General features: G+C 60.2%; 28 protein-coding genes and 1 tRNA gene. 18 read left to right on the forward strand and 11 right to left on the reverse strand.

Annotated features, from left to right (window positions below):
• The first annotated feature begins 64 nt into the window (after nt 1–64).
• Nucleotides 65–919: a CoA ester lyase gene (locus Q4D83_RS03400; RefSeq protein WP_303172994.1), complete on the forward strand. Its 855-nt coding sequence runs from the start codon at nt 65–67 to the stop codon at nt 917–919.
• On the opposite strand, the gene Q4D83_RS03405 is transcribed toward Q4D83_RS03400, so the two are convergent.
• The 6 genes from Q4D83_RS03405 to Q4D83_RS03430 form a co-directional block, all read right to left on the reverse strand.
• Nucleotides 916–2,667 carry an FAD-dependent oxidoreductase gene (locus Q4D83_RS03405; protein WP_303172996.1) on the reverse strand — a complete coding sequence of 584 codons (1,752 nt, stop codon included), beginning with the start codon at nt 2,665–2,667 and terminating at the stop codon, nt 916–918. The genes Q4D83_RS03400 and Q4D83_RS03405 overlap by 4 nt on opposite strands.
• Before the next feature lie 4 nt (nt 2,668–2,671).
• A complete protein-coding gene (locus Q4D83_RS03410; protein WP_303172998.1) occupies nt 2,672–2,863 on the reverse strand; it encodes a hypothetical protein in 192 nt (63 codons plus the stop codon).
• A gap of 95 nt (nt 2,864–2,958) precedes the next feature.
• Nucleotides 2,959–3,621: a TetR/AcrR family transcriptional regulator gene (locus Q4D83_RS03415; protein ID WP_303173000.1), complete on the reverse strand. Its 663-nt coding sequence runs from the start codon at nt 3,619–3,621 to the stop codon at nt 2,959–2,961.
• Nucleotides 3,622–3,675: 54 nt separating this feature from the next.
• On the reverse strand, nt 3,676–4,614 hold the full coding sequence (locus Q4D83_RS03420; protein ID WP_303173001.1) for a putative nucleotidyltransferase substrate binding domain-containing protein: 939 nt from the start codon (nt 4,612–4,614) through the stop codon (nt 3,676–3,678).
• Nucleotides 4,615–4,773: 159 nt separating this feature from the next.
• Complete coding sequence (gene rpmF, locus Q4D83_RS03425; protein ID WP_303173004.1) at nt 4,774–4,947, reverse strand: 50S ribosomal protein L32; 174 nt, start codon at nt 4,945–4,947, stop codon at nt 4,774–4,776.
• Between the two features lie 15 nt (nt 4,948–4,962).
• On the reverse strand, nt 4,963–5,229 hold the full coding sequence (locus tag Q4D83_RS03430; protein WP_303173005.1) for a type B 50S ribosomal protein L31: 267 nt from the start codon (nt 5,227–5,229) through the stop codon (nt 4,963–4,965).
• A gap of 671 nt (nt 5,230–5,900) precedes the next feature.
• Here Q4D83_RS03430 and rpmB point away from each other — a divergent pair.
• From rpmB to Q4D83_RS03475, 9 genes are all read left to right on the forward strand, one after another.
• The gene (gene rpmB, locus Q4D83_RS03435; RefSeq protein ID WP_303173007.1) at nt 5,901–6,137 is read left to right on the forward strand and encodes a 50S ribosomal protein L28; all 237 of its coding nucleotides are present in this window, start codon (nt 5,901–5,903) and stop codon (nt 6,135–6,137) included.
• 3 nt (nt 6,138–6,140) lie between these two features.
• Nucleotides 6,141–6,305 carry a 50S ribosomal protein L33 gene (gene rpmG, locus Q4D83_RS03440; protein ID WP_146323944.1) on the forward strand — a complete coding sequence of 55 codons (165 nt, stop codon included), beginning with the start codon at nt 6,141–6,143 and terminating at the stop codon, nt 6,303–6,305.
• Nucleotides 6,306–6,308: 3 nt separating this feature from the next.
• Nucleotides 6,309–6,614 carry a 30S ribosomal protein S14 gene (rpsN, locus tag Q4D83_RS03445; RefSeq protein ID WP_303173010.1) on the forward strand — a complete coding sequence of 102 codons (306 nt, stop codon included), beginning with the start codon at nt 6,309–6,311 and terminating at the stop codon, nt 6,612–6,614.
• Between the two features lie 12 nt (nt 6,615–6,626).
• Complete coding sequence (gene rpsR / locus Q4D83_RS03450) at nt 6,627–6,875, forward strand: 30S ribosomal protein S18 (RefSeq protein WP_303173012.1); 249 nt, start codon at nt 6,627–6,629, stop codon at nt 6,873–6,875.
• A gap of 452 nt (nt 6,876–7,327) precedes the next feature.
• Nucleotides 7,328–8,020 (forward strand): response regulator transcription factor, encoded by a 693-nt coding sequence (locus Q4D83_RS03455; protein WP_027013148.1) that lies wholly within the window; start codon nt 7,328–7,330, stop codon nt 8,018–8,020.
• Nucleotides 8,017–9,594 (forward strand): HAMP domain-containing sensor histidine kinase, encoded by a 1,578-nt coding sequence (locus Q4D83_RS03460; RefSeq protein WP_303173014.1) that lies wholly within the window; start codon nt 8,017–8,019, stop codon nt 9,592–9,594. Before Q4D83_RS03455 ends, Q4D83_RS03460 begins: the two co-directional genes overlap by 4 nt.
• Before the next feature lie 81 nt (nt 9,595–9,675).
• Nucleotides 9,676–11,361: a S1C family serine protease gene (locus tag Q4D83_RS03465; protein ID WP_303173015.1), complete on the forward strand. Its 1,686-nt coding sequence runs from the start codon at nt 9,676–9,678 to the stop codon at nt 11,359–11,361.
• A 29-nt stretch (nt 11,362–11,390) separates the two neighbouring features.
• Nucleotides 11,391–11,945: a molybdenum cofactor biosynthesis protein B gene (locus Q4D83_RS03470; protein WP_303173017.1), complete on the forward strand. Its 555-nt coding sequence runs from the start codon at nt 11,391–11,393 to the stop codon at nt 11,943–11,945.
• Between the two features lie 442 nt (nt 11,946–12,387).
• A complete protein-coding gene (locus Q4D83_RS03475; protein ID WP_303173020.1) occupies nt 12,388–13,326 on the forward strand; it encodes a hypothetical protein in 939 nt (312 codons plus the stop codon).
• Nucleotides 13,327–13,446: 120 nt separating this feature from the next.
• Here the strand turns inward: Q4D83_RS03475 and mscL are convergent, their stop codons facing one another.
• The 3 genes from mscL to Q4D83_RS03490 all read right to left on the reverse strand — a co-directional run bounded on the left by mscL (nt 13,447) and on the right by Q4D83_RS03490 (nt 15,238).
• Nucleotides 13,447–13,854: a large conductance mechanosensitive channel protein MscL gene (mscL, locus tag Q4D83_RS03480; RefSeq protein WP_303173022.1), complete on the reverse strand. Its 408-nt coding sequence runs from the start codon at nt 13,852–13,854 to the stop codon at nt 13,447–13,449.
• A gap of 112 nt (nt 13,855–13,966) precedes the next feature.
• Entirely contained in the window at nt 13,967–14,656 is a 690-nt protein-coding gene (locus tag Q4D83_RS03485) for an SAF domain-containing protein (protein ID WP_303173023.1), read from the reverse strand.
• Between the two features lie 6 nt (nt 14,657–14,662).
• Nucleotides 14,663–15,238, reverse strand: coding sequence for a 5-formyltetrahydrofolate cyclo-ligase (locus Q4D83_RS03490; protein WP_303173025.1), 576 nt, complete (start codon nt 15,236–15,238; stop codon nt 14,663–14,665).
• A gap of 81 nt (nt 15,239–15,319) precedes the next feature.
• Between Q4D83_RS03490 and Q4D83_RS03495 the strand changes: the two genes are divergently transcribed.
• The 5 genes from Q4D83_RS03495 to Q4D83_RS03515 all read left to right on the forward strand — a co-directional run bounded on the left by Q4D83_RS03495 (nt 15,320) and on the right by Q4D83_RS03515 (nt 19,657).
• Nucleotides 15,320–16,237 carry a UTP--glucose-1-phosphate uridylyltransferase gene (locus Q4D83_RS03495; protein ID WP_303173026.1) on the forward strand — a complete coding sequence of 306 codons (918 nt, stop codon included), beginning with the start codon at nt 15,320–15,322 and terminating at the stop codon, nt 16,235–16,237.
• Between the two features lie 41 nt (nt 16,238–16,278).
• Nucleotides 16,279–17,556, forward strand: a complete 1,278-nt coding sequence (gene glp / locus Q4D83_RS03500) for a gephyrin-like molybdotransferase Glp (protein ID WP_303173028.1) — start codon at nt 16,279–16,281, stop codon at nt 17,554–17,556.
• Entirely contained in the window at nt 17,556–18,236 is a 681-nt protein-coding gene (locus tag Q4D83_RS03505; protein ID WP_303173030.1) for a GNAT family N-acetyltransferase, read from the forward strand. The genes glp and Q4D83_RS03505 overlap by 1 nt, the downstream gene beginning before the upstream one ends.
• A 199-nt stretch (nt 18,237–18,435) precedes the next feature.
• Complete coding sequence (glpR, locus tag Q4D83_RS03510) at nt 18,436–19,506, forward strand: gephyrin-like molybdotransferase receptor GlpR (RefSeq protein WP_303173032.1); 1,071 nt, start codon at nt 18,436–18,438, stop codon at nt 19,504–19,506.
• Nucleotides 19,507–19,584: 78 nt separating this feature from the next.
• A tRNA-Ala gene (locus tag Q4D83_RS03515) sits at nt 19,585–19,657 on the forward strand.
• A gap of 471 nt (nt 19,658–20,128) precedes the next feature.
• Here the strand turns inward: Q4D83_RS03515 and Q4D83_RS03520 are convergent.
• The gene (locus Q4D83_RS03520) at nt 20,129–21,286 is read right to left on the reverse strand and encodes a glycerate kinase (RefSeq protein ID WP_303173034.1); all 1,158 of its coding nucleotides are present in this window, start codon (nt 21,284–21,286) and stop codon (nt 20,129–20,131) included.
• A gap of 164 nt (nt 21,287–21,450) precedes the next feature.
• The gene (locus Q4D83_RS03525; protein WP_303173036.1) at nt 21,451–21,969 is read right to left on the reverse strand and encodes a glyoxalase/bleomycin resistance/extradiol dioxygenase family protein; all 519 of its coding nucleotides are present in this window, start codon (nt 21,967–21,969) and stop codon (nt 21,451–21,453) included.
• 50 nt (nt 21,970–22,019) lie between these two features.
• Between Q4D83_RS03525 and Q4D83_RS03530 the strand changes: the two genes are divergently transcribed.
• From Q4D83_RS03530 to Q4D83_RS03540, 3 genes are all read left to right on the forward strand, one after another.
• Nucleotides 22,020–22,808, forward strand: coding sequence for a helix-turn-helix domain-containing protein (locus tag Q4D83_RS03530; protein WP_303173038.1), 789 nt, complete (start codon nt 22,020–22,022; stop codon nt 22,806–22,808).
• Nucleotides 22,809–23,188: 380 nt separating this feature from the next.
• Nucleotides 23,189–23,446, forward strand: a complete 258-nt coding sequence (locus Q4D83_RS03535) for a GlsB/YeaQ/YmgE family stress response membrane protein (RefSeq protein WP_303173040.1) — start codon at nt 23,189–23,191, stop codon at nt 23,444–23,446.
• A gap of 52 nt (nt 23,447–23,498) precedes the next feature.
• A complete protein-coding gene (locus tag Q4D83_RS03540; protein ID WP_303173042.1) occupies nt 23,499–24,368 on the forward strand; it encodes a fructosamine kinase family protein in 870 nt (289 codons plus the stop codon).
• Nucleotides 24,369–24,492 lie beyond the last annotated feature (124 nt).

The raw sequence follows: 24,492 nt of genomic DNA on the forward strand, positions 1-24,492 counted from the left end.
TGACCGTTCGTGTCGCCTCGGGCCGCTTCGCCGCAGCGGTGGAGTTCTCGGCATAATCAGGGGTATGAATCTTACGCACCACCTTATTGTTGGCCCCGCGGTGTTGTTCGCCCCGGCGAACCGGCCGGAGATTTTTGCCAAAGCTGCGGCGAAGGCCGACATGGTGATTTTGGACCTTGAAGACGGCGCCGGGAACTGCTCGCGGGAGCAGGCCCGCCACAATATCCGCACCGCTGACCTTGACCCGAAACGAACCATCGTTCGAGTGTGCGGGCCGGATGATCCTGGGTTCGCGGCGGACGTGGACATGGTCCGCAACACCAACTACTCGCTCGTGATGGTGCCGAAAGTCTCCGCGAGCATCCCAGCGGAGCTGGCGGGCCTCAACGTGATTGCCATGGTGGAAACCCCGCAAGCGGTGGTGAACCTTGCCAGCATCGCCGCGCATCCCGACGTCGTGGGTTTGTTCTGGGGCGCGGAGGACCTGACGGTGCTGCTCGGCGGCACGCATTCTCGGTTGCAGCCCGACGAGGGTGCCCCCACTGACCGCCCGGGGCCGTACCGTGACGCGATGCGCCTGACCCGCGCGCTCATGCACATGCATGCGAGCGCACAGGGCAAGTTCTGCATTGACGCCGTGCACGCTGATTTTCACAACACCACCGGTTTGTTCGCCGAGGCTATCGACGCCGCACGCTCCGGATTCGCCGCAAGTGCCTGCATCCACCCCAACCAGGTTTCGGTGGTGCGTCGCGCCTACCGGCCAGAGCCGGGACTGGTGGAGTGGGCCCGCAAGGTGGTCGCAGAGGCCGCCAACCATCCGGGCGCCTTCAAGCTTGAAGGCGAAATGGTTGACGCCCCGCTGATCAGCCAGGCGCATCGCGTGCTGGCGCGCGCCGCCGCACTCGACGAGGCCTAGCCGCGCGTCTGTGGTGTAGCCGCTTCGGGTTGGTTGCCGGTGCCTTTGGCGTACCGGTTGGCCAACATCCCGTCCGCCCAGGTCAGGTAGCCGCCGTCGAGATTCGCGGCGGAAATCCCATGGCTGCCTAGGATGCGGGCGGCGATGTGGCCGCGCTGCCCAACCCGGCAGGTCACCATTACGGTACCGTCCCCGCCGCGGGCAAGTTTGCGGATTGCGTCAATGTTGTCCCGGAGCTCATCCACCGGATAGTTCACAGCGCCGGGGATCGGTTCGCGTTCCACCTCGCCGGGCGTGCGCACATCCACCAGCGGCACGCCCTGATCCATACGCGGTTGGACTTCGTACCATTGGACGGTGGCGTCGCCACCAGCGCGGTTTTCGTTCATCATGCCCAGCAGCGCAACTGGGTCTTTCGCCGCGCCGAATTGCGGGGCGTATGCCAGCTCCAGGTCAGCGAGCTCGCTGGCGCGGATGCCGCCCGCGATGGCGGTGGCGATGACGTCGATGCGCTTGTCCACGCCATCGCCGCCAACCGCCTGCGCGCCAAGGATCGCGTCAGTGTTCGGATCGACAAGCAGTTTCAGCGCCATCTGCTGCGCGCCGGGATAGTAGCCCACGTGGTTGATCGGGTGGCTGTGCAGCACCCGGTACGGGCGCCCCTTCGAACGCAACCGGGTTTCCGACCAGCCGGTGGCGGCCGCCACCAAGCCGAACACACCAATGATCGCGGTCCCCACCACGGGTTTGGTGTTCACCTCGCGCCCAACCAATACATCCGCCACGATCCGACCGTGCCGGTTTGCATTTTGCGCCAGGGGCAGCGGGACTGGGGCCTCGGTAATAAAGTCTCGCTTGGCCACCGCATCACCCAGCGCAAAAATGTGGGGGTCGCTGGTGCGACATTTCGAATCGATCACAATGAATCCGCGTGCGTCGTGCTTTAAGCCGGCGTCGATAGCTAGTTGCGAGTCCGGCACCACTCCGATAGCGGTAATCACAATATCGGCGTGAATGATAAAGGCTTCCGCTTCCTCATCGGCGGGGCTGGAAGCAGTGCGGGCGGTGACGGTGTCTTCCCCGATCTCCGTTGCCACGGTATTCGTCAGCACGTGAATGCCGTGTTCCTCCATGGTGCGGCGCACGCGGGCCGCCATCTCTGGGTCCAGCTGGGTCATGATCTGCGGCGCCGCCTCCACCAGCGTGACATCCAGGCCGCGCTTCGCGAGGTTTTCGGCGACCTCCACGCCGATGAAACCGCCGCCGATAACCACCGCGGCGTAGTTATCATGGTGATCATTCGCGGCGAGGGCGTCTACGCGTTCCTTCATGTGGTCTAGGTCTTCCACAGTGCGCAATGCGAAGCCGCGTTCGATGCCGGGGATGGGTGGGATGTTGGGGCGGGCGCCGGGGGCAAGGACGAGGTCATCGTAGTCCCACACGCGGTCTTCGCCGGTGGTCAAGTCCCGCACCACCACGGTGCGAGCGGCTGGGTCAATGCTGCGCACCTCGTGGCGCACGTGCACGTCCACATTGAAGCGGGCGTGCAGGGATTCCGGGGTTTGCAGGAGCAGGGAGTCCCGCTCGGGAATGACCTCGCCGAGGTGGTACGGCAACCCACAATTGGCAAAGGAAACGTGCCCGGAGCGTTCGAAAACAATGATTTCGCGTTGTTCGTCGTTGCGGCGGAGCCTCGTTGCGGTGGACATTCCGCCGGCAACGCCGCCGACGATGATTGTGCGTGTCATAGGGTTAGTTTCCTCCAAACAGGGAGTGCAAAAAACCGCGGCGTTGCGGTTTCGCAGCGGCGGCTTCGGCGGAGCTGGTGGGCTTGTGGTGGCAGCGTTGTGATTCCGGTACGGCGGCCATGACTTGGTCAATATGGCGGCCGCAGCCGACCCACGTGGTTTTCTTACACTCCGAGCATATTGTTGCGCGGCACATTCGGGAACCTCCTCGTTGGATTGCGGTACTGCATAGATCAGTGCACTTCAACCGGGATATATTCCCACCAGGGTGGGCGCTACCTCACATTGGGGCTAAGCGGTGCCGAGAAGCTCCAGGCACCGTTCCACGCGCCGATCGGGCAGCGGCGTGCCGAGGACGGCGAGCGCGGCGTCGGCAAGCATGATGGAGGTTTCCGGCAGCACGCCTGTCTGCAAGGGTACGGGAACAGTCCCGTCGTTGGGGCGCATTTCTACCACGCTCTGAGCGATTACAAACGGCAGTTCGAGCCGCGGGTCGTCGTCACGCGTCAGGGCGGCGGCCAGCTCGCGGTACGTTTCCTTTAACGCGTGGCGCTGCTGGTGAAACTCGGCGAAATCGTCCGAAGTTGCTATCGGAAGTTGGTACAGCCGCCCCACATTCCAGCGCGTGGACAGCAACAGGCGCGACTCGGCGGCCACCAACGCCCACAATTGCAGCGGCGCGTCCTCGTCGGAAGCCATCAGCCGCTCCGCAAGCTCCGCCGACGGCGCCACCGTGGAATTCAGCAACGTCAGAAAAATCTCCGTCTTGGACGGGAAATGGTAGTACAGCGACGCCTGCCGAATCCCCACCGCCTCAGCAATCTGGTGCGTGGAGGTGGTGGCGAAACCACGGGTGGTAAACAATTCCGCTGCGGCATCGAGAATTTCATCTCGCGCGGTATCACCGCGACGTCGCGGGCGTTGCTTCCGCGGACGACCAACTGCTCCAGCCATCGAGGCAGTACGCTCCCTTCCTACGCCAGCTTCACAGGCACTTGACGAAAGATCTTACGCTGCAACGTTATGCCGAGCAGCCACCGCCCGCGTTACATCCGCCACCGCGCGGCAGGACGCCCCAAACGTAGATCGCTGCAATGGTGGCATATCCTCCAACGTGCACACGCGCCCCCCAAGCCCAGACACCCAGCGTTGTAGCCGCAGTGCATGCCCCGCCCGCCACGCCTCCGCGAGCGAGGTTGTTTCTTCCCAGGACAGCACCCCTGCCCGCCGTGCGTGCTCCAGACGTTCGCGCGTGTGAGCGCCCTCGCACCCCGCTGCCAGCCCCGCCCATCGGGAAATGCGAATCAATGGATGCAGCAAATTCCGCGTCAGATCAATTTCCACCGTCCGGTCCGGCAAACCATCCGCGACACGTACCGCCGGGGGCCGTAATTGCAACGCCTGCCGCAGCAACGCATCCGCGGCCTTGCTTCTCGACGCCCCGTCTGCCCAGGCAGCTTCCACCACCGCGGCGCCAAACCAACCGCCCGTGTCGTACAACCAGCCCAGGGCGGCGCTATCCTCATGCACGCACGCCTCCCGAATCCGATCCCGCCACTGCGCGGCCGTAAACGCCGGATACGGGGACGGTAACACCACGCACCCCACACCGCGCATCAGTTCGGTCATCGGCATGGTGTCCGGGATGGTGTCCTCCGAATCCAGCAGCGTCAACCATGCCACCGGGGACGGCGGGAGGGCGTCATCACGCGCCGCCGCTCCCGTGAGCATCAACTGCCCGCCAGGGGCGATGATATGCGCGGCGGGCGAACGCAGCGCTGAGCGGAGCAGCGTGGAATACCACGCCGCAATATCCGTCGCATCCGCCGCATGATCGGCAGCATTCCGTGCTAAATCCGCGGCCTCCGCTAACACCCCGCGCAACGTGGGCGCATCCTGACACAGCGGAGCCTGTTCGGCAAGCTCAAGCAAAGAAGAATGCAACACGAGCCTAATGTATCGCACAACAAGCCTCAGCCGAAACCGCGCCGGCACGGCTTGGTTGGTGGGGCGGCAGGGCGCCAATACCCGCGTGCAACGAGCCCAGACACACAAACGCGGCGCGGCACCGAAAAAGTATCCGGTGCCGCGCCGCGAAATCTGAAGTTAGAACTGCTCAACCTCAACGAGACCCAGCTGCGCGGCCTTGACCAAGCGGCGGGGGATCAGGTGGGTTTGGCCGTCAATCTTCACTTCCTGGAGGGCAACATTGTTGGCCTTCCACTGGGAACGACGGGAGCGGGTGTTGGACCGAGACATACGGCGCTTCGGAACTGCCATGTTCTAAATCCCTCCTTAAGCTTTCTTCGTGCGGCGAGTGCGGTTGCCGTAGCGGCGCTGGAACTTCTCAACACGGCCAGCGGTGTCCATGACACGCTGAGCGCCGGTCCAGAAGGGATGCGACTCGCTGGTGACATCAACGACGATCAGTGGGTACTCGTTGCCGTCCTCCCACTGCACGGTGCGATTGCTCTTCACGGTGGAACGGGTCAGGAACTTATGACCCGTGCCCGCATCCTGAAAGACCACCGGGTGGTAGTCGGGGTGGATATCCTTCTTCATTCTCATCCCTTAGTTCAAGTACAAGTGCTTCTCGGCGTGCTGGGCGCTGTCGGTCGGGAAGCCCCTCCTGAAAACCGAAGGTGCCCGCAAGCCACGAAGCCACTTCGCAGAGGCAACGAGGACCAATCAAGACACGCCATGTGACTGTGCACCAGGCGCTGGCCTCAAGCACGCAGTCACGTACGCATCGCAGAATCCTACAACGTAGACCGCCGAAACTCGAAATCCCGCAGTAGTAACCTCGCCCTTTAGTGCGAAACCCGCAATACTTATAGGCGCTGAACGCGGCCTGTACGCATAGCGGGCGGCACGAAAACGAAGAAATAACCGCCTCCCGCAGGAGCGGCAACCTGGTCAACCTGAGAAACTATCTTGGAACCAGGTGCGAATGCGCCTGAAGGGTGGATGTGTTCGACCGTTCCAGCGTAGTGGGAATACACCATGGAACGCAAAAGCTGTGCACTACACGCCGGGTGAACTGTTGAGCGGGCGATTAGGTAAATCGCAGACAAGCAGGTAGGGTTGTCCCTTGCTGTTGTCGAAGTATTCGTTTTCGCCCCGTCAGCTGGCATGGCCGCGCCCCAAACACACCAATAAGGTGGGTGTTTACCATACGTTTGGTGCGGCTGCGGCCATCACATGATGTGGGCGGCTAGGAGAAAGAAAAGTCCATGTCGGCTATTTGCCAGGTCACGGGACGTAAGCCGGGTTTCGGCAAGTCCGTCTCGCACTCGCACCGACGCACCAACCGCCGTTGGAACCCCAACGTGCAGCGTCGCAAGTTTTACCTGCCCTCTGAGGGCCGTACCATCACCCTGACCGTATCCACCAAAGGGCTGAAGGTTATTGACCGCGACGGGATTGAATCCGTCGTCGCCAAGATCCGCGCACGTGGGGAGAAGATCTAACCGATGGCACGTAATGACATTCGCCCAATTATCAAGCTGAAGTCTACGGCTGGCACTGGTTACACCTATGTCACCCGCAAGAACAAGCGCAACAACCCCGACCGTATGACCCTGCGGAAGTACGATCCGATCGCCCGCAAGCACGTCGAATTCCGCGAGGAGCGATAATCCATGGCTAAAAAGTCTAAGATCGCCAAGAACGAAAAGCGCAAGGAAATCGTCGCTCGCTACGCGGCGCGGCGCAACGAGCTCAAGGCAATCATCAAGAACCCGAGGACCTCGGACGAGGACCGCCTCGACGCCCAGTTCGAACTGAACCGCCAGCCTCGTGACGCCTCGCCGGTTCGCGTCCGCAACCGCGACGCCGCCGATGGTCGCCCCCGCGGCTACCTGCGCAAGTTCGGTTTGTCTCGTGTTCGCGTCCGCGAAATGGCTCACCGCGGTGAGCTCCCGGGCGTACGTAAGTCCAGCTGGTAAAAGGGAGTTGTAATGAAGCGCACCAACATGAAAAAGGCGCGGATGGAGCAATCCCGCCGCCCCAAGAAAAACCCACTCAAGGCCGCAGGCATCGAGAAGGTGGACTACAAGGACGAGAAGACCCTCCGTCTGTTCATCTCCGACCGCGGTAAGATCCGTTCCCGTCGCGTCACTGGGCTCACCCCCCAGCAGCAGCGCCAAGTAGCCGCCGCTGTGAAGAACGCACGCGAAATGGCTCTCCTGCCGTTCACCAGCCGGTAACACGGGACTGGAACGCGAGCACGCCTGCAAGCAGGCGGCGATAACAGCATAAAACGCTCGGCCATCATTGAGGCCGGGCGTTTTGTCGTTGCTAGGCAGAGGTAGACGGGGTCATGCGAGTAACCCAAACCTCCGCCGGTTTATTGTTGCCAAATGCCGCAGAAGCCGCACAGTTGACGCCCCGTTACTGCGGGCGCCAATGGCAAATTTGGGTTTTGCTTTTTCATTCGACGTATTTGCTTGGAATTTGAACCCTGAGAATGATGTGCTGATCTGTCATCAACTATGCACAATGTGTTTTATACACAATAATGGGGGAGTCTGAGAAAGAACATTTTGCGGCCTGATATCACCTGTGGGCTGGGCCTATATGTTCCTTAGGGGGTGCTTTCTTATGGTTTCTTCGGGTATACTTCAGCACTTTGTGGGGAAACATGTGCAAAATAGTGGGTATGAAGATTCTTGTTGTAGACGACGAGCAAGCTGTTCGCGAATCGCTGCGGCGTTCGCTGAGCTTCAATGGATATGATGTCACCCTCGCCGATGATGGCGCGGCGGCATTGGAAGCAATTGAACGTGATCAACCTGATTTGGTCATTCTGGACGTGATGATGCCCCGCATGGACGGGCTCGAGGTGTGCCGCAGTCTCCGCTCCACTGGTGACGATCGCCCGATTTTGGTCCTGACTGCTCGTGATGGTGTGTCGGATCGTGTCGCCGGCTTGGATGCCGGTGCGGACGACTACCTGCCCAAGCCCTTCGCGCTTGAGGAGTTGCTTGCACGCGTTCGTTCACTGCTTCGTCGGGCAGCGGCGGAAGGCATTGGCACCAACACCAGCACCGAGCTGGCCTTCGAGGATCTTCGTTTGAACCCCGATACGCGCGACGTCACTCGTGGTTCTCGCCCAATCAGCTTGACCCGCACCGAGTTCGCCCTGCTGGAGTTGCTCATGGCAAACCCGCGTCGCGTACTCAGCCGTTCGCATATTTTGGAAGAGGTTTGGGGGTATGATTTCCCAACCTCCGGCAACGCCCTCGAGGTGTACATCGGCTACTTGCGCCGGAAGACGGAAGCGGAAGGTGAGCCCCGCTTGATCCACACTGTTCGCGGCGTTGGGTATGTCCTTCGGGAGACCGCACCGTGATTCTCCGTATGCCGTCTTCCGGTGAGTTCACCAAGCCGGAAGACGGCTCGCAGACACCCGCTCATTTAGGCGGGTTGTCGTCATCTAGACGTCTTTCGCTTCGCTTTCGGCTTGCTTTAGTTACGGCACTGATGGTGGCGATTGCGGTTATCTCGGTGACGATTGTTGCCTTTTTCACCGTGAGCTCTTCGCTGAGCAGATCCGTTGATCAAGGATTAGAGGGTAAGGCTAACTCGTTGCTGTACAACAGCTTCGACCCTAATTTTGTGATTAGCCCTGGCCCGGAATTAGCTTCGTTTAAGTCGTACAACCCTGATATTCGGGTGGCGTATTTCGCACCGGGTTCTCCGACTGGTGTTGGTGACCCCATTCAGATTGTTGATGAAGTCGACGTGCTCACCGGTGCGAAAGAGATGACGGTGCGCACGAATGGTGTGGAACGCATTCTGGCTAAGAACAATGAAGCGGGCGCGACGGTCATTTTGGCGCAAGATTTGCAGAGCATGCACGAGTTGACCAGTTCACTTGGCGTTGCGCTCACCCTCATGGGTGCCGTCGGTGTGTTGGCGGCGCTCGGCACCGGTATTGGCGCGGCGTCGGCAGGCTTGCGGCCGGTGAATCGATTACAACATGCGGTGAATTACGTTGCGCGTACGGACGATCTGCGCCCCATCCCGGTGGAAGGTAACGATGAGTTAGCCCAACTCACCAGTAGTTTTAATGACATGCTTACGGCGCTGCAAGCGTCGCGTACGCGGCAAACGGAGCTGGTCGCGGACGCCGGGCACGAGTTGAAAACGCCGCTGACAAGTTTGCGGACCAACGTTGAGCTGTTGATGATGGTGAATTCGTCAAACGGTGCCTGCATTTCGGACTCGGATCGGCGCGACTTGGAGCGCGACGTGATCGCGCAAATTGACGAAATGTCCACGCTTATTGGTGACCTTGTGGACCTTGCCCGTGAGGACGGCCCGCAGCAAGTTGTGGAACCGCTTGATCTTGGGGAGTGTATGGAAACATCCCTGGAGCGTGTGAAACGCCGTCGCCCCGACGTCAGCTTTGAGATGAAAACGCTGCCGTGGACGATGTACGGCGACCCGTTTGCGCTTGGCCGGGCAACGCTGAACTTGATGGACAACGCGGCCAAGTGGTCGCCGCCCAACGGAGTGGTCCGCATTGCCATGCGGCAGTTGACCGATAGTTCTGTGGAGCTCACATTTGCGGACTCTGGCCCAGGTATTCCAGTGGAGGATCGCGAGAAAGTATTCGAACGCTTTTACCGTTCTATCCAAGCGCGGTCGATGCCGGGTTCGGGCTTGGGCCTTGCGATTGTGAAGCAGGTGATCGTGCGGCACGCCGGTACGATTGTGGCGGAAGAATCCGACGACGGGGGCGCTTTGATGCGCGTGACGTTGCCTGGCGCCCGCGCGGACGGTGGCAGCGATGTCGCGGATGAGGGTGTCGGCGAGGAAGCGTCACAGCCGGAGGAGTCTTCGACCTCCCCCCGTGGGCACGGCAGCCGAAAAGACTTTTTCGCACAGTTGTGGGAAAAGCGGTCGCAGTCAAAACACTAATATGGGGCTTTCGTAACCGCATTGGTGTTGGTAGCGTTGTCGTAGGCTTGTCGCAGCGCAGCCCCAGTTGAAAGGTTCATAATGTCTGACGCGAACGAATCTCAATCCCAAAATAAAGATCCTCAGGAGCCCAAGTCACCGCACGCGCCTGAGCCAGCACAGGGAAGCGAAACCCCCGCAGATGACGGGGGTCAAGCTACCCCTGCCGGGGCGGAACCGCCCAAGCTGGAGGATCTTGGGACGGAAGATACCGTTTCCCTTGAGCGCCCAACGCCAGAACCCGAGCCAATGCCAGAATCCTCCGAACCTGAAACTTCGGAGTATGTGCCGGTATCTGACTGGACGGCGGCACCCGTTCGCCAGAACACGGAGCCGGTAGCGGACAGTGATTCGGCGGAGCCGCCGATTGCGCCGGGCATTCCGCCGAGCCCGTCGGTTCCGCCGCAGATGCCGCGTTCCGGTGCGCACTTGCCGCCGAGCGCGGCGCCGACGACGGCGTTTGTGCAGCAGGCGGCGCAGCCCCCGGCAAGTATTCCGGAAAACCCGTATTTGCGGCAGCGGCACCAAACGCAGGCCCCGCAGGAGGCGGAGGTCAGTGAACCACCGGCGTTCCAATCGCCACTTTCGAACCAGCAGCCGGGTAAGGTACCGCCGCAGATCGCCGGCGCGGTTTCGGAGGAGCCACACCCTGCACCTGAGCCGCCGGTGAAGCAGAAGCGCACGGTGGGCGTCGGCACGCTGGCAGCGCTCATGCTGGTCGCGGCCATCGGTGCTGGTGCTACGACTGGTGTGTTGTTGTCGTCGCGGCAGAACACGGTGACGCAGTCGATTAGCGCGCTCAACGACGCCCCGGCGCCGCGCAGTGGCTTGGACGAGCCCGGCAATGTGTCCGAGGTGGCAAAGAACGTATTGCCTACCGTGGTGTCCATTTATGTTGCGAACAACGCGGAGGGCGGCACAGGCTCAGGTTCGATTATTTCTTCGGACGGCTATGTGCTGACTAATAATCACGTGGTGCAGCTAGCCAAGGATGGCGGCACCATTGAGGTGCTGCTCAATGACGGCTCCATTTACGAAGCCGATGTTGTCGCCGGCGATGTGGAGACGGACGTTGCGGTGATCAAGATTCGGGACGTGCAGGACCTGCCCGTGATCACATTCGGCGATTCGGACGAAATTTTGGTTGGGGATTCGGTGCTGGCGGTGGGCGCCCCGCACGGGTTGACCGCCACCGTCACGTCCGGCATTGTGTCTGCGCTCAATCGCCCCGTCCGGCTTGGCGATAGTAACGGCGAAGTGTTTATCGACGCCATTCAAACCGACGCCTCCATTAACCCCGGCAATTCCGGTGGCCCGCTTGTGAATATGCAAGGCCAGTTGGTGGGTGTGAATTCGATCATTTACAGCGAGACGCAGGGTTCCGTGGGCCTTGGATTTGCCATCCCGGCGAACCAGGCGCGCCGCTACGCCGACCAGCTGATCAAGAACGGCAGCATTAATCATCCCAAGATTGGTGTGCGGCTGGATCAGCGTTACCCGGGTCCGGGCGCGTTGATTGCCAAGGTGGAGCCTAATTCGCCTGCTGAGAAGGCCGGGATTAGCAGCGGCGACTTGATCGTCCAGGTGGGGGATCGTCGAATTGGCGAAACTGATGCAGTTATTGCAGCCATTCGCGCCCTAGATTTCGGAGAAACTGTCAAACTTAAAGTAATGAACCCGGATTCAAAGGAAACACGGGACGTTGACGTCACGCTTCCTGAACAGTAGTACCTCGAGTTACGGAAAGGGCACCAGCCATGGACCACGTGATTTCTTCCTTATCCGATCTCAACGATCCTGACCCCGAGGTGCTGCGGGCGGAGGAGGATGCCCAGTCGGCGCATTCTTTGCGGCGCGCGCTCGTCGTGCTCGTCGCCGATGATTTGTACACCAGCGGCGAGGACACCGACCGGCTCGTCACCGAACTCTTGCACGAAGACGGTTTTACTGTCGACGCCGTGGTGAACGTGGAGTCAACTCGCATTGATATTCGCCAAGCCATCGAAACAGCGGTGGTGGGTGGCGCCGACCTTGTGATCACCGTCGGCGGAGTGGGCGTTGGCCCGCGCGATAAGGCTCCGGACGCTACGAGGTCCGTGCTGGATATGATCCTGCCGGGCGTGGCGCAGGCGCTGCGCTCTTCCGGGCTTGCCTGCGGAGCCGTCGACGCGTGCACCTCGCGCGGAATCGCAGGTGTGTCCGGATCCACCGTGATCGTGAATCTCGCGCCTTCTCGTGCGGCAATCCGCGACGGCATGGCTACTCTGGGGCCGCTGGTGCATCACGTGATCGACCAGTTGCGCCGCGGTTAGGTCACGGTGATGAGGGTGGGGCGCGGTGCTGGGAGGCAGCGGCGGCGGGCGCGGCGTGAATGCCAAACCCCGGGCGTTGATCGCAGCCCCGACCTGCCCTCCCGGTTTCTCCCCAGTGGGGAGCCGCGATTTTCGAATGCGGACCAAATTCCGGAGGAATATTGGCGCAATGAAATCCCGCCCCATTGGGGGACCTAAGCGTTACATGTGGCGGGGATAGCTAAGAAGACGATCAAGTATTACCCACAAAAAGGTGTAAGTATCGTGGGCAATGTAACGCGGTGCGGGGCGCGTCGTCGAAAAGCTTGTGCGCTGGGAAAAACGCGCTGAGCGCGCCGCGCACACGGCAACGACCGGTGTGGCGATGTGGGGCAGGGGTAACGCAGATCTGATACGGTCGGAAACTGCTTGTAAGCAAATTGCAAACGTGTAAGGACGAACTGTGAAGAAACTGTCGCCCATCGTTGGCGTATATACAACAATTTTGCTGTCCGCATCCGCCTTCTTGGCCCCTGGTGCCACTGCCGCCGAAAGCGAACAGGTGGTCGCGCAGGCGGGAGGGGTGACCAAACTCCAAGATGTGGAAGACCTCATGGACACACCAGGGTTGGACGGCAAAGTAGTCACCGAAGACCACACCGAAGCCAACGATAACGCCGGGATGACCTTCACGGTACAAGATCAACAACCAGCCGGGGCGAAAGGCGCGGTCTCTGTGCCAACCGTCGACGGGAAATGGGCAGTGCCCAGTGATATCCCGAATCGGCCGACGAACCCGGTGGACAAGCAAGCCTCTGATAGCGCCATCGCGCGCGCCAAAACCTTCGTGAATGCGGGCACCGACCTCAGGTGGAGTACGCAAAAGCCTTCGCCGATTACCACCAGCGAAGTGGTGCATGAACGTTACACGAAGCCGTATGGTGTGACCTGCTCGTCCTTTGTGGCGATGGTGTTGATGGGCTGGGACTACAACAGCACAACCTATGTGTCGGATGCGAACAAGAGTGTTGGGCCGTGGATTGATTTCGGCGATAACGGGGTGGCTACTGATCCGAACCTTGATCTCTGGCAGGCGCACAAGCTTGCTAAATGGTTCCACACGCACGGGGATCTGTGGCTCGATGACGGTACGCGCCGCGGGTTGGAGCCCGGCGACCTTATCTTCCTGTCGGAGCAGAAGCCCGAAGGCAAAGACGCCAACACTGGGACGTACTTCGGAAACGTGTACCACGTTGCCCTCTATGTGGGCGACAATAAAGTTGTGCACTCGTACGGGGAGTCGTCTGGGGCGGGCGTGGTGGAGCAAGAGCTGAATGACTACTTGCGAAACCACACCTCCTTTATCGCTCGTCCCCAGTGGAGCAAACCGGGCCAACCGTAGCGGCCAGCCTAGCTTGCTCGAAAGCTTGCACGCCGCAAGTCGCGAGGGGTGCAGTTCATGCAAAAAGCCCCGAGCCACACACACATTTGCGTTGATGTGGCTCGGGGCTTTGGCGGCTGCTTAGACAGTATTGCCCTTCTTCAGCAGGTCGCGAATCTCGGCGAGCAGCTCGACCTCGATGGAGGCCGGTGCTTCTTCCTCGGTTTCCACGGCTTTGCGGGCGTCCTGCAGCTCCTTGAGCTTGTTCATCGGCAGCACCAAGATGAAGTACACCACGGCGGCGATGATCAGGAAGTTCAGGGCTGCGGTGATCACAGCGCCGAAGTCCATGAAGGTTGCCTGGTCGCCGGAGCGAATATAGAAGCCCAGGCCGGAGACCTCAGCGGAGCCGAGGGAGGCGATGACTGGATTAATCAGGTTTTCGGTAAATGCGGTAACAATTGCGGTGAACGCACTACCGATTACGACGGCGACGGCAAGGTCGATGACATTGCCGCGCATGATAAAGTCTTTAAAACCCTGAAGCATAACTGTCTCCTCAAGAATTTGGTGGCAAAATATACAAAAACACTTAGGGCGCTCTCAGAACTTTGTGTTGCTGAGGGGCATGCCCTAGGGACATGGATTACCATAGCCGACGTTATGGTTCTAGGTCCATTCTTATTGGTGTTTTCTGAGCTCTTGGCCCCGTAATTACTACGGTTAAAGGGCTATTTAACGAGGCTCCAGCAACGCTATGTGCGGCAGATTGGGGCAACGCCACGAGAATAGTCGAGTTGTTTTTGGTAGTTTCGTTTTCGTTGGTATTTCCAGCCGAAACCACCCTTCCACCTGCGGCGATAACTCGGGGAGAATCTTCGTTTTGGGTTTGGGAGACAATATTGACGGTGTCTCCGTGGTGCAAAAGTGGAATGATTGTGGAATCCGCAACTACTACCGGAACCATGGTAGGTGGGTCGTCCTCACGGCCGATTGTGTTACTGCTCACTAATTCGGATGTGAGCTCGTTTCCCAGCACTCTTGACGCCGTAATAACTTCCTTTTTTCGAATCGTGGTGACCGCAATGCTTCCCACGATTTCGTCTTCGGATTGAAACGTTCCTTCGGGCCGCACAATTTCGGGGACCGGCACCACGGAAATGTCATCGGGGGTTATTTCGGAACCGGCAGAAATATCGCGAGCCGCAACGAATGTATGCGAATTGGTGTCCGCGACGCTGTGAAACGTTAAGGCAATTGCAATGATGAACAGTGTAAACGCTGCTACCCGCCGGAGGTCTCGGGCGCGCCGCCACCCCGGCGTAGACAGCCTCGGGAAGGATACGTTCATACCCGGTTAGACGTTGCGTGAGCACCTGACGGTTCCCTCGGAGGTGAAGATAAGGTCCATGCGGATGTCGTGCGGTTCGAATGGGACTTCGGAAAGAACTTCCCACGGGTGCAGCAAGACCCCGAGCTCAACAGCAACCCCGGAAAGCCCCGCAACGTGGGCAAGCGCGCGATCGTAGTAGCCGCCGCCGCGGCCCAATCGAACCCCCGCCGGGCTGCAGGCGAGCCCGGGCACGAGCACAAGATCGCAGGTAGCGAGGATGTTGTTGGTGTGGGGAGCTTGTGAGGGTTCCGGTATTCCCCAATGTCCTTGGGCGAGGACGTCGCCGGAAGTATAGCTGCCCCAATGGAGTTGATGGTGGGCGGCAATCGCCGGGAGGTAGAGGGTGTCGGTTGCGGTAGCGAGGGCGTCGATAAGCGGTAATCCGCCACCAGGTTCGGTTGCCGTGGGCACGTATGCCGCGACCGTGTGCGCCTGGCGGTCCTCGATGTAGCGGCAGACTTCGGCGATGAGGCGCGCGTTGTCGCCTAGGCGAGATGAGCGTTGCGCAAGTATATTGTGCCGGAGCTGTGCCTTAGACATATGTTTGACCATAATGAAAACACACCCAGAATTGGTGCGTATGTACGCGGTGTTGCTATGTGGGTCGGTAGGCTGAGGGGCATGACCTTTTCCATTAGTGATCATAAACATGCGGTAAAGACTGTGGTTGTCCCAGCCGCAGGCTTAGGTACGCGATTTCTGCCGGCGACAAAGACGGTGCCGAAGGAATTGCTACCTGTCGTGGACACGCCCGGCATCGAAGTTATTGCTGAAGAGGCAGCGAGTTTGGGCGCGACGCGGTTCGCCGTGATCACCGCACCGCGTAAGCAGGAGGTATTGGCGCACTTCGAACGCAGCCTCGAGCTGGAGGAGACGTTGGCGTCGCGGGGCAAGGATGAGCAGCTGGCGAAGGTGCAGCGCGCGCCTGGGCTGATTGAGGCCGTGCCCGTGGAGCAGGCGCAACCGCTGGGGCTGGGTCACGCCGTCGGTCTCGCCGAAAGCGTGCTCGATGACGACGAAGACGTGGTTGCGGTGATGCTGCCCGATGACTTGGTGCTGCCGATGGGGGTGATGGAAACCATGGCGGAGGTGCGAGCGCAATACGGTGGCTCCGTGCTGTGCGCGTTCGATGTTCCGCTCGATGAGGTAAGCAACTATGGTGTGTTCGATATCGAGGACAGTGACCGCGATGATGTCAAACGCGTGGTAGGCATGGTGGAAAAGCCCGATCCGGAGGACGCACCGTCGACGTTTGTGGCTACCGGCAGGTATTTGCTCGACCGCGCTATTTTCGACGCCCTGCGCCGCATCACCCCAGGTAAGGGCGGGGAATTGCAGCTTACGGATGCTATCGAGCTGTTGATCAAAGAGGGGCATCCGGTGCACATCTTGATCCATAAGGGGAAGCGCCACGACCTGGGAAATCCTGGCGGCTATATTCGTGCCTGCGTCGATTTCGGGTTGGATCACCCCACGTATGGGCCCGGGTTGCAGCGTGCCATTGCCCGCATGCTGCGTGAACGCGGTATATCGTTGTAATCCGAATACTGCACATTAGTTCGCCTTAAGAGGAGGGGCACATGCGTTCTGTCGAGGAGCAATTGGTGTTGGTCACCCGCGCCGCTGTCACCCCGGAACCGGTGCGCATCGCCATCTCCGAAGCCCTCGGCTTGATGTGCGCGGAGGAAGTACAAGCCACCCGCCCGCTCCCCGGATTCGCACAAGCGGCCATTGATGGTTACGCGGTGCGCGCCGTCGATGTGGGCGGTGAACGTCCCCTCGCGCAGCGCACCAGCGACGATGAAGACGCCCGCCCTGCGTTACGCGACGTGTCGTTGCCGGTGGTGGGTGAGGTTGCTGCTGGCTCTCAACAGCCCCTGCGCCTGCAGCCGAAGCAAGCGGTTCGGGTGCACACCGGCGCCCCGTTGCCTGCACTTGCCGACGCCGTGCTGCCCCTCGAATGGTCCGACCGCGGTTCCCGACGCGTGGTTGCGCAGCGCCCGGTACGCTCCGGTGAATTCGTGCGACGCACCGGCGACGATATTCAACCCGGCGACGTGGCAGTCACCCCCGGCGCGATTCTTGGGCCGGCGCATATTGGCCTGCTGGCCGCGGTAGGTAAATCCAAGGTGCTCGTGTATCCGCGACCGCGGGTGAGCATTATTTCCGCGGGCCAGGAACTCGTTGATATTGAGCGCGAACCGGGTCTTGGCCAAGTGTTCGACGTTAATTCGTATGCGTTGGCTGCGGCGGGCAGGGAAGCGGGGGCGGACGTACACCGCGTAGGCATCGCGGCGGGGGAGCCGCGCCGGCTCCGGGAAATTCTCGAGGGGCAATTGCTGCGTAGTGAGATCATTGTGATTGCCGGGGCGGTAGGCGGCTCCAGTAGCGACCCCATCCGTAAGGTGCTGGCCGAACTCGGGGATATTGACGTCACGCGCGTGGCCATGCACCCCGGTTCCGTCCAAGGATTCGGCCTGTTGGGGGAGGAGGGCATTCCGGTATTCCTATTGCCCAGCAACCCGGTGTCCGCGCTAGTAATTTTTGAAACCTTTGTGCGCCCGTTGATTCGGATGTCGCTGGGCAAGCGAAACGCCACCCGCAGAATTGTGAAGGCGCGGGCGTTAAACCGGGTGGCCTCGCGCAAAGGTCGCCGCGGGCTGATCCGGGCGCGCCTCATGCGAGACGCCGAAACGCAGGACTACCTCGTCGAAGGGTTGGGTGGCGCGACCGGCGCCCCCGCGCACCTGCTGGCCGGTATGGGGGAGGCGAATGCGATGATCCGCATTCCCGACGATGTGGTTGAGATTCGCCCCGGCGACGAGGTAGATGTGATCTTCCTTTCGCAGAGCCGCTGATGGTGCGGGCGTTTCGCAAGCGGGTTACGGGGCGACCGAAGGCGCGGCATCCGCGGCACCCCGGCTGGCCGGAGGCCACCCCGGAAGTGCAACTCCTCGATGGTTCATCCGTTCGGTTGCGCCCCTTGGTGTTTACGGACGGCGCCGCGTGGCGCGAGCAGCGGCTCAGCGATCAGCACATTCTGCAGCCGGTGGAACCAACGATGCCGAGCGGCTGGTCGAGTGCCCATTCGAAATCCGCATGGCTGGGGACGATACTCTCGTTGCGTTCCGCCGCGGACACCGGCACCCTGCTGCCGATGGCGATCGAACTGGACGGCAAGTTTGTGGGCCAGGTGACCCTGGGCAATATTCAACACGGCGTGGTGAGCGATTGCTGGATCGGGTACTGGGTGCATTCGTCTGTGACGGGGCGCGGCATCGCCACCGCGGCGTTGGCGTTGGGGCTGGACCACGCGTTTCGACGCGTCGGTGTGCACCGTGTGACCGCAACATACCTGCCCGAAAACCTTGCCAGTGGCAAAGTTCTTCAGCATTGTGGTTGCAGAACTGAAGGCTTTTTGAGACGCAATATTCATATTGATGGCGAATGGAGAGATCATTACCTCGTGGCCATCACCCAAGATGATTTCACACAAAGTGCCGTAAAACGCTTGCGTGAATCCGGCAGAATCCTGTGACGTTAAACTGGTTCTGAACTGCCAAAATAAGTACTTTTCAGCCTTTGCAAAGGTGGATTCTTATTCGATCAAAGGCTTCAATATCGGTACGTATTGTGTCCTAGAAATTCGGCGTGGCACCGCAGAACTTTTCGGCTCGACCGCTAGGGTTGGTTGGTAACTTAAGTGACAGATGTGAAAAGACGGAAGGGGTACTCGAGTGTCCGGAGGATTGGTGATCGGACTCATCGTGGCAGTCTGGCTATTTGTGCTTGCGCCAATTGTGCTGCGCGGACAGAAGCCAATCAGCCGCGCCGGCGACGCATTCGACGACACCCGCGTCGTCTATGAAGGTGGCAGTGGCGATATAGAACAGCCGCGCCGCCGCCCCCGTTTTGCGCGCCGCGCCGAAGTAGATGAGGCCGAGGAACACGTAGTTGAAGAATTAGAAGAAACCTTCGAAGAACCCGAAGTCATTATTGAAGACGACCCGAACCACGGCGCCCGTGCCCGCCGTCTACTCGCGGCAGTCACCAATAAGCTGGACAACTCGCAGCACGAACCGTTGGAAGAAGAGTTCGTTGAACCTGAGCACCCTGTAGCTGACGCCGAGGACTTTGTGGAGGAGCCCTCGGACGAGCTCGACATTGTGGAAGCCGACGATTCCGAGCCTGACGATTCGGAGGCTTACAGTTACGACGACGGCTACACCTCGCCCGGCGACTACCTGCACCCCGCCGCCGACGAAGATGAGCCCGTGGACTACTTCGACGAAGCGGAAGCCTACGCCGACGAGGAACAGGAACTCGAACTCACCGCCGAGGATCGCGCGTTTGCCGAACGACGCCGCGGCCGTGGTGGCTACGACCCAGTTGCCGACGCCGCGAATCGCTCCAGCCGTTACCAACGCCGCCAGCGCACGTTTATGATCCTTATCGCTGGTCTCCTGATCACCACGATCATCGGAGCCATCGTTGGTGGCATGGCATGGATCGCCCCCAGTGTGGCCGCAGGGCTTACCGTGCTGTACCTGTTCGTGCTGCGCCAGCAGGTCCGCGCCGAGAATGAGTTGCGCGACCGTCGTATTCGACAGTTGCGACGCGCCCGCCTCGGCGTGCGGAACGCTCACGATGAAGAGCTGGGTATCCCAGCGCGCCTCCGGAGGCCCGGCGCTGTCGTCTTGGAAAGCGACGACGAAAGTCCAGACTTTGAATACCTCGAGTACGTCAACGCCTCCGATTACTACACCGACGACGACTACGAATACCGTTCCCCGCGCCGGGTAAGCTAACCGGATTCACTCCACAAAACGCCTGCTAGGCTGCTGATTTTTATCCGGCAGCCGGCAGGCGTAAACTGTACAAGCACTGGGGCTATGGCGCAGTTGGTAGCGCGTCTCGTTCGCATCGAGAAGGTCAGGGGTTCGATTCCCCTTAGCTCCACTTTCGACACAATGCTCGTACCTTTGCCGTCTTTGATGGTTTCGGTGCGGGCTTTGTTGTTTGTTGCGGGATGGCGGATTGTGTCGCCGCCTACGGCCAAGGGCTCGGCTTCGCCACTAAAGAAGAGCACGTCGAATACGGTCCGCAATGGCTCCGCACGAAACATATCACTGCACAGTTGCTACATGCCGCGTGCAAATGTGCCTGAGGCGGATCGTACATGGCCGTTTCGTGTGGACTTTGGCGGTACACAACCGATGTCGGTTTTCAGGAGTTCGTGCTTCACGGTAACGAGCACTGTGCATAGAGACACTCGGAGATCATCGACATGATCACCAGAACCGCGATGCCCACTGACTACCGCGCTAAACAAGCTGGGGCGCAGTGGGTTGGATGAGTTTGAGGCGAACAGTATTGGATACGCCGAGGGGCGAAACATTCGGGGTCGGTGAAGACCGTTGTGTTACTCCATTATGTGGGACATGAATTGCCCCATGCCTCGCCCGCTGCAAGAAGACGCATGCAGGTAGCGACGGAGCGTTCGAGGTTTTCGGGGGCTTTGGTGAGAGCTGTGTTGAGATCACTCACTGCTTGGAGAATGGGCACGATGGCGATGAAGCCGTGATCGAGTAGTGCGTCTGCCGATGGATCGACTCGGCCGGCGAAGGCGATCACTGGGATGTTTGCGGCGTGAGCGAGGTGGGCCACGCCTGCGGGGGTCTTGCCGGAGAGTGTCTGGGCATCGATGGCGCCCTCGCCTGTGAGTACGAGGACGGCACCTTCGAGCTGTTCTCTCAGACCTACGGCTTCGGCGACGAGTTCGACCCCCTGACGCTGATGAGCGCCCAGCGCGAGCAGTGCGAAGCCGATCCCGCCAGCTGCACCCGCACTTTTGTGGTCGCGTACCTGGTGCCCGACGGCTCTTTCGAGCGCCTTGGCATACACCTCGAGGGCATGATCTAGATGAGGGATCTGCTCAGGGGAGGCACCTTTCTGCGGCCCGAAGACGGCAGTTGCTCCCTCCGGGCCGAGCAGCGGGTTCGGGACATCGCACGCGAGATCGATCTGAACTCGGGAAAGTCGCGGATCAAGCTTGCTGAGGTCGATCCGGTCGACGTGCTTGAGGGCGCGCGGCTGGGGAGGGAGCTCGTTGCCGTCGGCGTCTAGGAGTCTCGCGCCGAGCCCGGTGAGCATCCCGGCGCCGCCGTCATTGGTCACAGAGCCACCTAGGCCGACGATCAGGCGCTTGGTACCAGTCTCAAGCGCGGAGGTGATCAGGTCCGCGACACCGCGCGACGTCGCAAGCTCCACGTTTCGTTCCTTCGGGGCGATGAGATTGATGCCCACGGACGAGGCAACCTCGAGAACGACGGTCGACTTTGCTTCGATCAGGCCGATGGTTCCGAGGATCGGACGTCCCAAGGCGTCGGTGGTGGGGACGTCAAGCAGTCTGCCTCCCAGGGCGTCGACAATTGCGCCCGTGGTGCCTTCGCCGCCGTCAGCCATCGGTACTAGCACGCACTCGGCGTCTGGGTGCACCTGCTGTACTCCGCGCTGCATGGCTTGGGCAGCCTGGAGCGCCGTCATTGATTCCTTGAAGGAGTCTGGCGCGAGTACGATCTTTCGCATCGGGGTTCCTCACTTCCGTTACCTTTAATGTACTGTGCTGCGGCCGAGCACAGTTGGACGTGAATTCGATGCTCATCTGCTCGTAGATGTGGCCGCGGTCGGGGCGGGTCACATCATGTGGTGATGGATGTACCTAGCTCCTCAGGTTGTCTGTAAAGCACTACTTATTCAGGCGTTTGGTTGCTTGACTCCGCAAGCCATGCGGCAACCCTACGGGCGGATTCATCATCGCTGAGATCCTCAACACGAGTCATCACCGACCACCGGATTCCGAAAGGATCGCGAATGGAGCCGAACCGATCACCCGAAACGAATTGCGCAATCGGCTCGCGCAGGAAAGCGCCACGGGCGATAGCGGCTTCGACGACACGATCGACATCCGGTACGTAAATACCTAGAGAAAACTGGGTGATTTCCTGGTCGGGATTAGCCGGGATGAGGTTGTACCCCTCGAGTCCCTCACCCAACTGGAGGCGGCCACATCCGAAGTCGAGTTCAGCGTGGATGATCATGCCCTCTAGCTCCGAGGAGCTCACCAGGCGGGCACCGAAGACTTCCGTGTAGAAACTCAACGCTGTCCGAGCGTCTTGAAGTGCAATGAAAGGCGTGAGGCTGGAAAATCCCCTCGGGCGACCGTTATCGGTGTGTTTGCCGTTGGCAGGAGTCTTAGGTTCCGTAGTCATGACCTTGACCGTAAGACACTTGATGGTGTGGGCGCTTGTACAATCGTGTCATGTTTTCATCGGATGAGGTCACCGGGAGGGGGCCATTATTCCCAAAAGAACTCCCCGTTGATTTCACCCGGATTCCCGCCGGACCTGTGGCTGAGGATCTTGTGGCGTGGTGGTGGATTAGCACGTGGTCTTTTGCGCCGGGGCAGAAGTCAGCGCAGGAAGTCTTAGCTTTTCCCTCAAGCAACCTGGTGTTCGAGGACGACGGCGTGCGCTTTTGGGGTCCAACCACGATGCGATCTACGCGAATTCTCGAAGGTCGGGGGTGGGTAATCGGTGGTCTACTCCGGCCGGCGGCGGTTCCCTCTTTCACTGACCAGCCCGCAGCATGGCGCGATGGCTGTCTCCCCGTCGCGGCGCCGGCACTCCACGCTAAGGTGCGCGCTTCGGTGCTTAACCTTGCAGATGCCATCGATAGCATCGAGGTGTGGTTAGCGGACCGAGCCGGCCCCCTAGCCGACGAGGCGCGCCAAGCAAACCTCCTGGCTGACCTTGCCATTGCCAATTCTGGCATTAACACCGTACCGGAACTTGCTGATGCAGTGGGTGTTTCGGTGCGGACCATCCACCGACTCACTACCAAGTATGTAGGTTTATCGCCGTATACGATGCTGCGGCGACGCCGCCTCCAAGAAGCAGTTGCGTGGACACGCGAAAACCATGATGAGGCCCTTGCAGACATTGCCGCCCGGTTTGGGTTCACGGATCAGGCGCATTTTAGCCGTGAAGCACGCTCAATGCTCGGCTTGTCACTCACGGACTACCGTCGGCGAGTGGGTTGGGGGACATGAAAGGAGGAACTTCCTAATCTCCGCGTCGTCGCCCCCAATTCGAGCAACGCTGAATTTCAGCATATCGCGGGCATTTCCCGGCTCACCAAGATTATTTAGCGAGGAGTAGCAGTGTGTTGGCATCGCCCGTGCGTTGGCGAAACATGCTCGTTTCCTCTTTGTCGATGAAGCCACCTCCGCCATGGACTCCCAGAATGAACGTTCGATTATTGAATCGATTGGCACGATTCGGGTGAATTACACAACCGTCGTGATCACGTACTGCAGCAACGCCGTTGAATGCGACGCGCCGTCCGAACTTGCAGTTACGGAATGGCGCATTGCAAGATAGTTTTGCCAACCTACTCATAATGGTGGTGCGCTGTGTTAGCATCGGCGAGATGAGTGTAGTTGCGTGGATAGTCCTTGGGTTCGTCGCCGGTTCGATCGCTAAGGCCTTGATGCCGGGCCGTCAGCGTGGGGGTTGCATCGCCACCATCGTGTTGGGCATTATTGGCTCGGTTGTCGGCGGTGCGCTTGGATCTTACTTCCTCAATGTGGACCTTAACCAGGGGATTTACGAGTTCAGTACGTGGGCAAGTGCCATCGGCGGGGCGCTCGTTATCCTGGCTGTGTGGGGCATTATTCGTCCCAAGTGACGTGGCGCATTGGTCTCACGGTACAGTCCTTGGCTTTGTTAACGTTGGTGCTATGCACCAAGAATTACCTGAAGAATTGATTGCGGGACTGCGAATCTCGGATGTGTCGCCGGTGCATGGTGGGGACATTGCAAAGGCGTTTCGTCTCGAAGGTCCCGATGGGACGTATTTTTTGAAAACGCACCGCCGCCCTCAGCATCACATGTTTGAGCGAGAGGCGCGGGGGCTGGCAGCGTTGCGTTCGGCGGCGTCGTTTGGGCTTGGTGTGCCGGAGGTTCTTGCTGCCTCGCCGCGGGGGTTGCTGCTGGAGTGGATTGAGCAGGGGCAGCCGAATCCGGAGTCGGAGTTGGAGTTTGGCCGCGCGTTGGCGCGGATGCATAAGATTGAGCAGCCGTATTTTGGTGGGTTGGCGGGTGATGATTCTGGCTACATCGGTTCGGTGCAGGTGGATTTGACTCCTGCGGAGCGTTGGCCGGAGTTTTATGTGGAGCGCCGTGTGCGCCCGCTGATTGCTCGTGCGATCGAAAAGAAGGTGTTGAGTGCCGACGCCGCGGACTTGTTTGAGCGGCTCAGTGGGCATGCGCCGCAACTGTGCGGTCCTGAGGAGCCACCGGCATTGGTGCATGGTGATTTGTGGGGCGGCAATCGTTTGGTTGGTCGTGATGGGAAGAGTTGGCTGATTGATCCGGCGGCGCATTATGCGCACCGGGAGGTTGATGTGGCCATGATGTTGTTGTTTGGGGGGTTTGGGGATGCTGTGTTTGTTGCTTATCAGCAGGAGTATCCGTTGGCGCCTGGGTGGCGGGAGCGGGTGCCGTGGTATCAATTGCCGCCGCTGTTGGTGCACGCGATTTTGTTTGGTGGGGGCTATGGGTCTTCGGCGTTGGGCGTGCTGAAGCGGCTTGTGCGGGAGGCAGGGTAGGGGCCGCCCCAAAAACTGGCTACCCTCTTTTTGGTGTGAATTTTTTGGGGGGTGTAACGTTCGGCGGCGCGGTTTTTGCGGCGGGGGAAGGGGCGCGGCGTCGAGAAGGGGGCTCCTGATATAA

Origin of the sequence: Corynebacterium sp., from assembly GCF_030532715.1 — a bacterium.
Lineage (GTDB): Bacteria > Actinomycetota > Actinomycetes > Mycobacteriales > Mycobacteriaceae > Corynebacterium.

Bases quoted from the DNA above. Each gene is read 5' to 3' on its own strand.
- Q4D83_RS03430 (WP_303173005.1), bottom strand. From the start codon at position 5,229: ATGAAGAAGGATATCCACCCCGACTACCACCCGGTGGTCTTTCAGGAT.
- rpmG (WP_146323944.1), top strand. From the start codon at position 6,141: ATGGCACGTAATGACATTCGCCCAATTATCAAGCTGAAGTCTACGGCT.
- Q4D83_RS03495 (WP_303173026.1), top strand. From the start codon at position 15,320: ATGACCTTTTCCATTAGTGATCATAAACATGCGGTAAAGACTGTGGTT.
- mscL (WP_303173022.1), bottom strand. From the start codon at position 13,854: ATGCTTCAGGGTTTTAAAGACTTTATCATGCGCGGCAATGTCATCGAC.
- Q4D83_RS03455 (WP_027013148.1), top strand. From the start codon at position 7,328: ATGAAGATTCTTGTTGTAGACGACGAGCAAGCTGTTCGCGAATCGCTG.
- Q4D83_RS03505 (WP_303173030.1), top strand. From the start codon at position 17,556: ATGGTGCGGGCGTTTCGCAAGCGGGTTACGGGGCGACCGAAGGCGCGG.
- Q4D83_RS03470 (WP_303173017.1), top strand. From the start codon at position 11,391: ATGGACCACGTGATTTCTTCCTTATCCGATCTCAACGATCCTGACCCC.
- Q4D83_RS03405 (WP_303172996.1), bottom strand. From the start codon at position 2,667: ATGACACGCACAATCATCGTCGGCGGCGTTGCCGGCGGAATGTCCACC.
- Q4D83_RS03485 (WP_303173023.1), bottom strand. From the start codon at position 14,656: ATGAACGTATCCTTCCCGAGGCTGTCTACGCCGGGGTGGCGGCGCGCC.
- rpmF (WP_303173004.1), bottom strand. From the start codon at position 4,947: ATGGCAGTTCCGAAGCGCCGTATGTCTCGGTCCAACACCCGCTCCCGT.
- Q4D83_RS03530 (WP_303173038.1), top strand. From the start codon at position 22,020: ATGTTTTCATCGGATGAGGTCACCGGGAGGGGGCCATTATTCCCAAAA.
- rpmB (WP_303173007.1), top strand. From the start codon at position 5,901: ATGTCGGCTATTTGCCAGGTCACGGGACGTAAGCCGGGTTTCGGCAAG.
- Q4D83_RS03525 (WP_303173036.1), bottom strand. From the start codon at position 21,969: ATGACTACGGAACCTAAGACTCCTGCCAACGGCAAACACACCGATAAC.
- Q4D83_RS03490 (WP_303173025.1), bottom strand. From the start codon at position 15,238: ATGTCTAAGGCACAGCTCCGGCACAATATACTTGCGCAACGCTCATCT.
- Q4D83_RS03540 (WP_303173042.1), top strand. From the start codon at position 23,499: ATGCACCAAGAATTACCTGAAGAATTGATTGCGGGACTGCGAATCTCG.
- Q4D83_RS03535 (WP_303173040.1), top strand. From the start codon at position 23,189: ATGAGTGTAGTTGCGTGGATAGTCCTTGGGTTCGTCGCCGGTTCGATC.
- glp (WP_303173028.1), top strand. From the start codon at position 16,279: ATGCGTTCTGTCGAGGAGCAATTGGTGTTGGTCACCCGCGCCGCTGTC.
- Q4D83_RS03465 (WP_303173015.1), top strand. From the start codon at position 9,676: ATGTCTGACGCGAACGAATCTCAATCCCAAAATAAAGATCCTCAGGAG.
- Q4D83_RS03520 (WP_303173034.1), bottom strand. From the start codon at position 21,286: ATGCGAAAGATCGTACTCGCGCCAGACTCCTTCAAGGAATCAATGACG.
- Q4D83_RS03400 (WP_303172994.1), top strand. From the start codon at position 65: ATGAATCTTACGCACCACCTTATTGTTGGCCCCGCGGTGTTGTTCGCC.
- Q4D83_RS03415 (WP_303173000.1), bottom strand. From the start codon at position 3,621: ATGGCTGGAGCAGTTGGTCGTCCGCGGAAGCAACGCCCGCGACGTCGC.
- rpsR (WP_303173012.1), top strand. From the start codon at position 6,627: ATGAAGCGCACCAACATGAAAAAGGCGCGGATGGAGCAATCCCGCCGC.
- Q4D83_RS03410 (WP_303172998.1), bottom strand. From the start codon at position 2,863: ATGTGCCGCGCAACAATATGCTCGGAGTGTAAGAAAACCACGTGGGTC.
- rpsN (WP_303173010.1), top strand. From the start codon at position 6,309: ATGGCTAAAAAGTCTAAGATCGCCAAGAACGAAAAGCGCAAGGAAATC.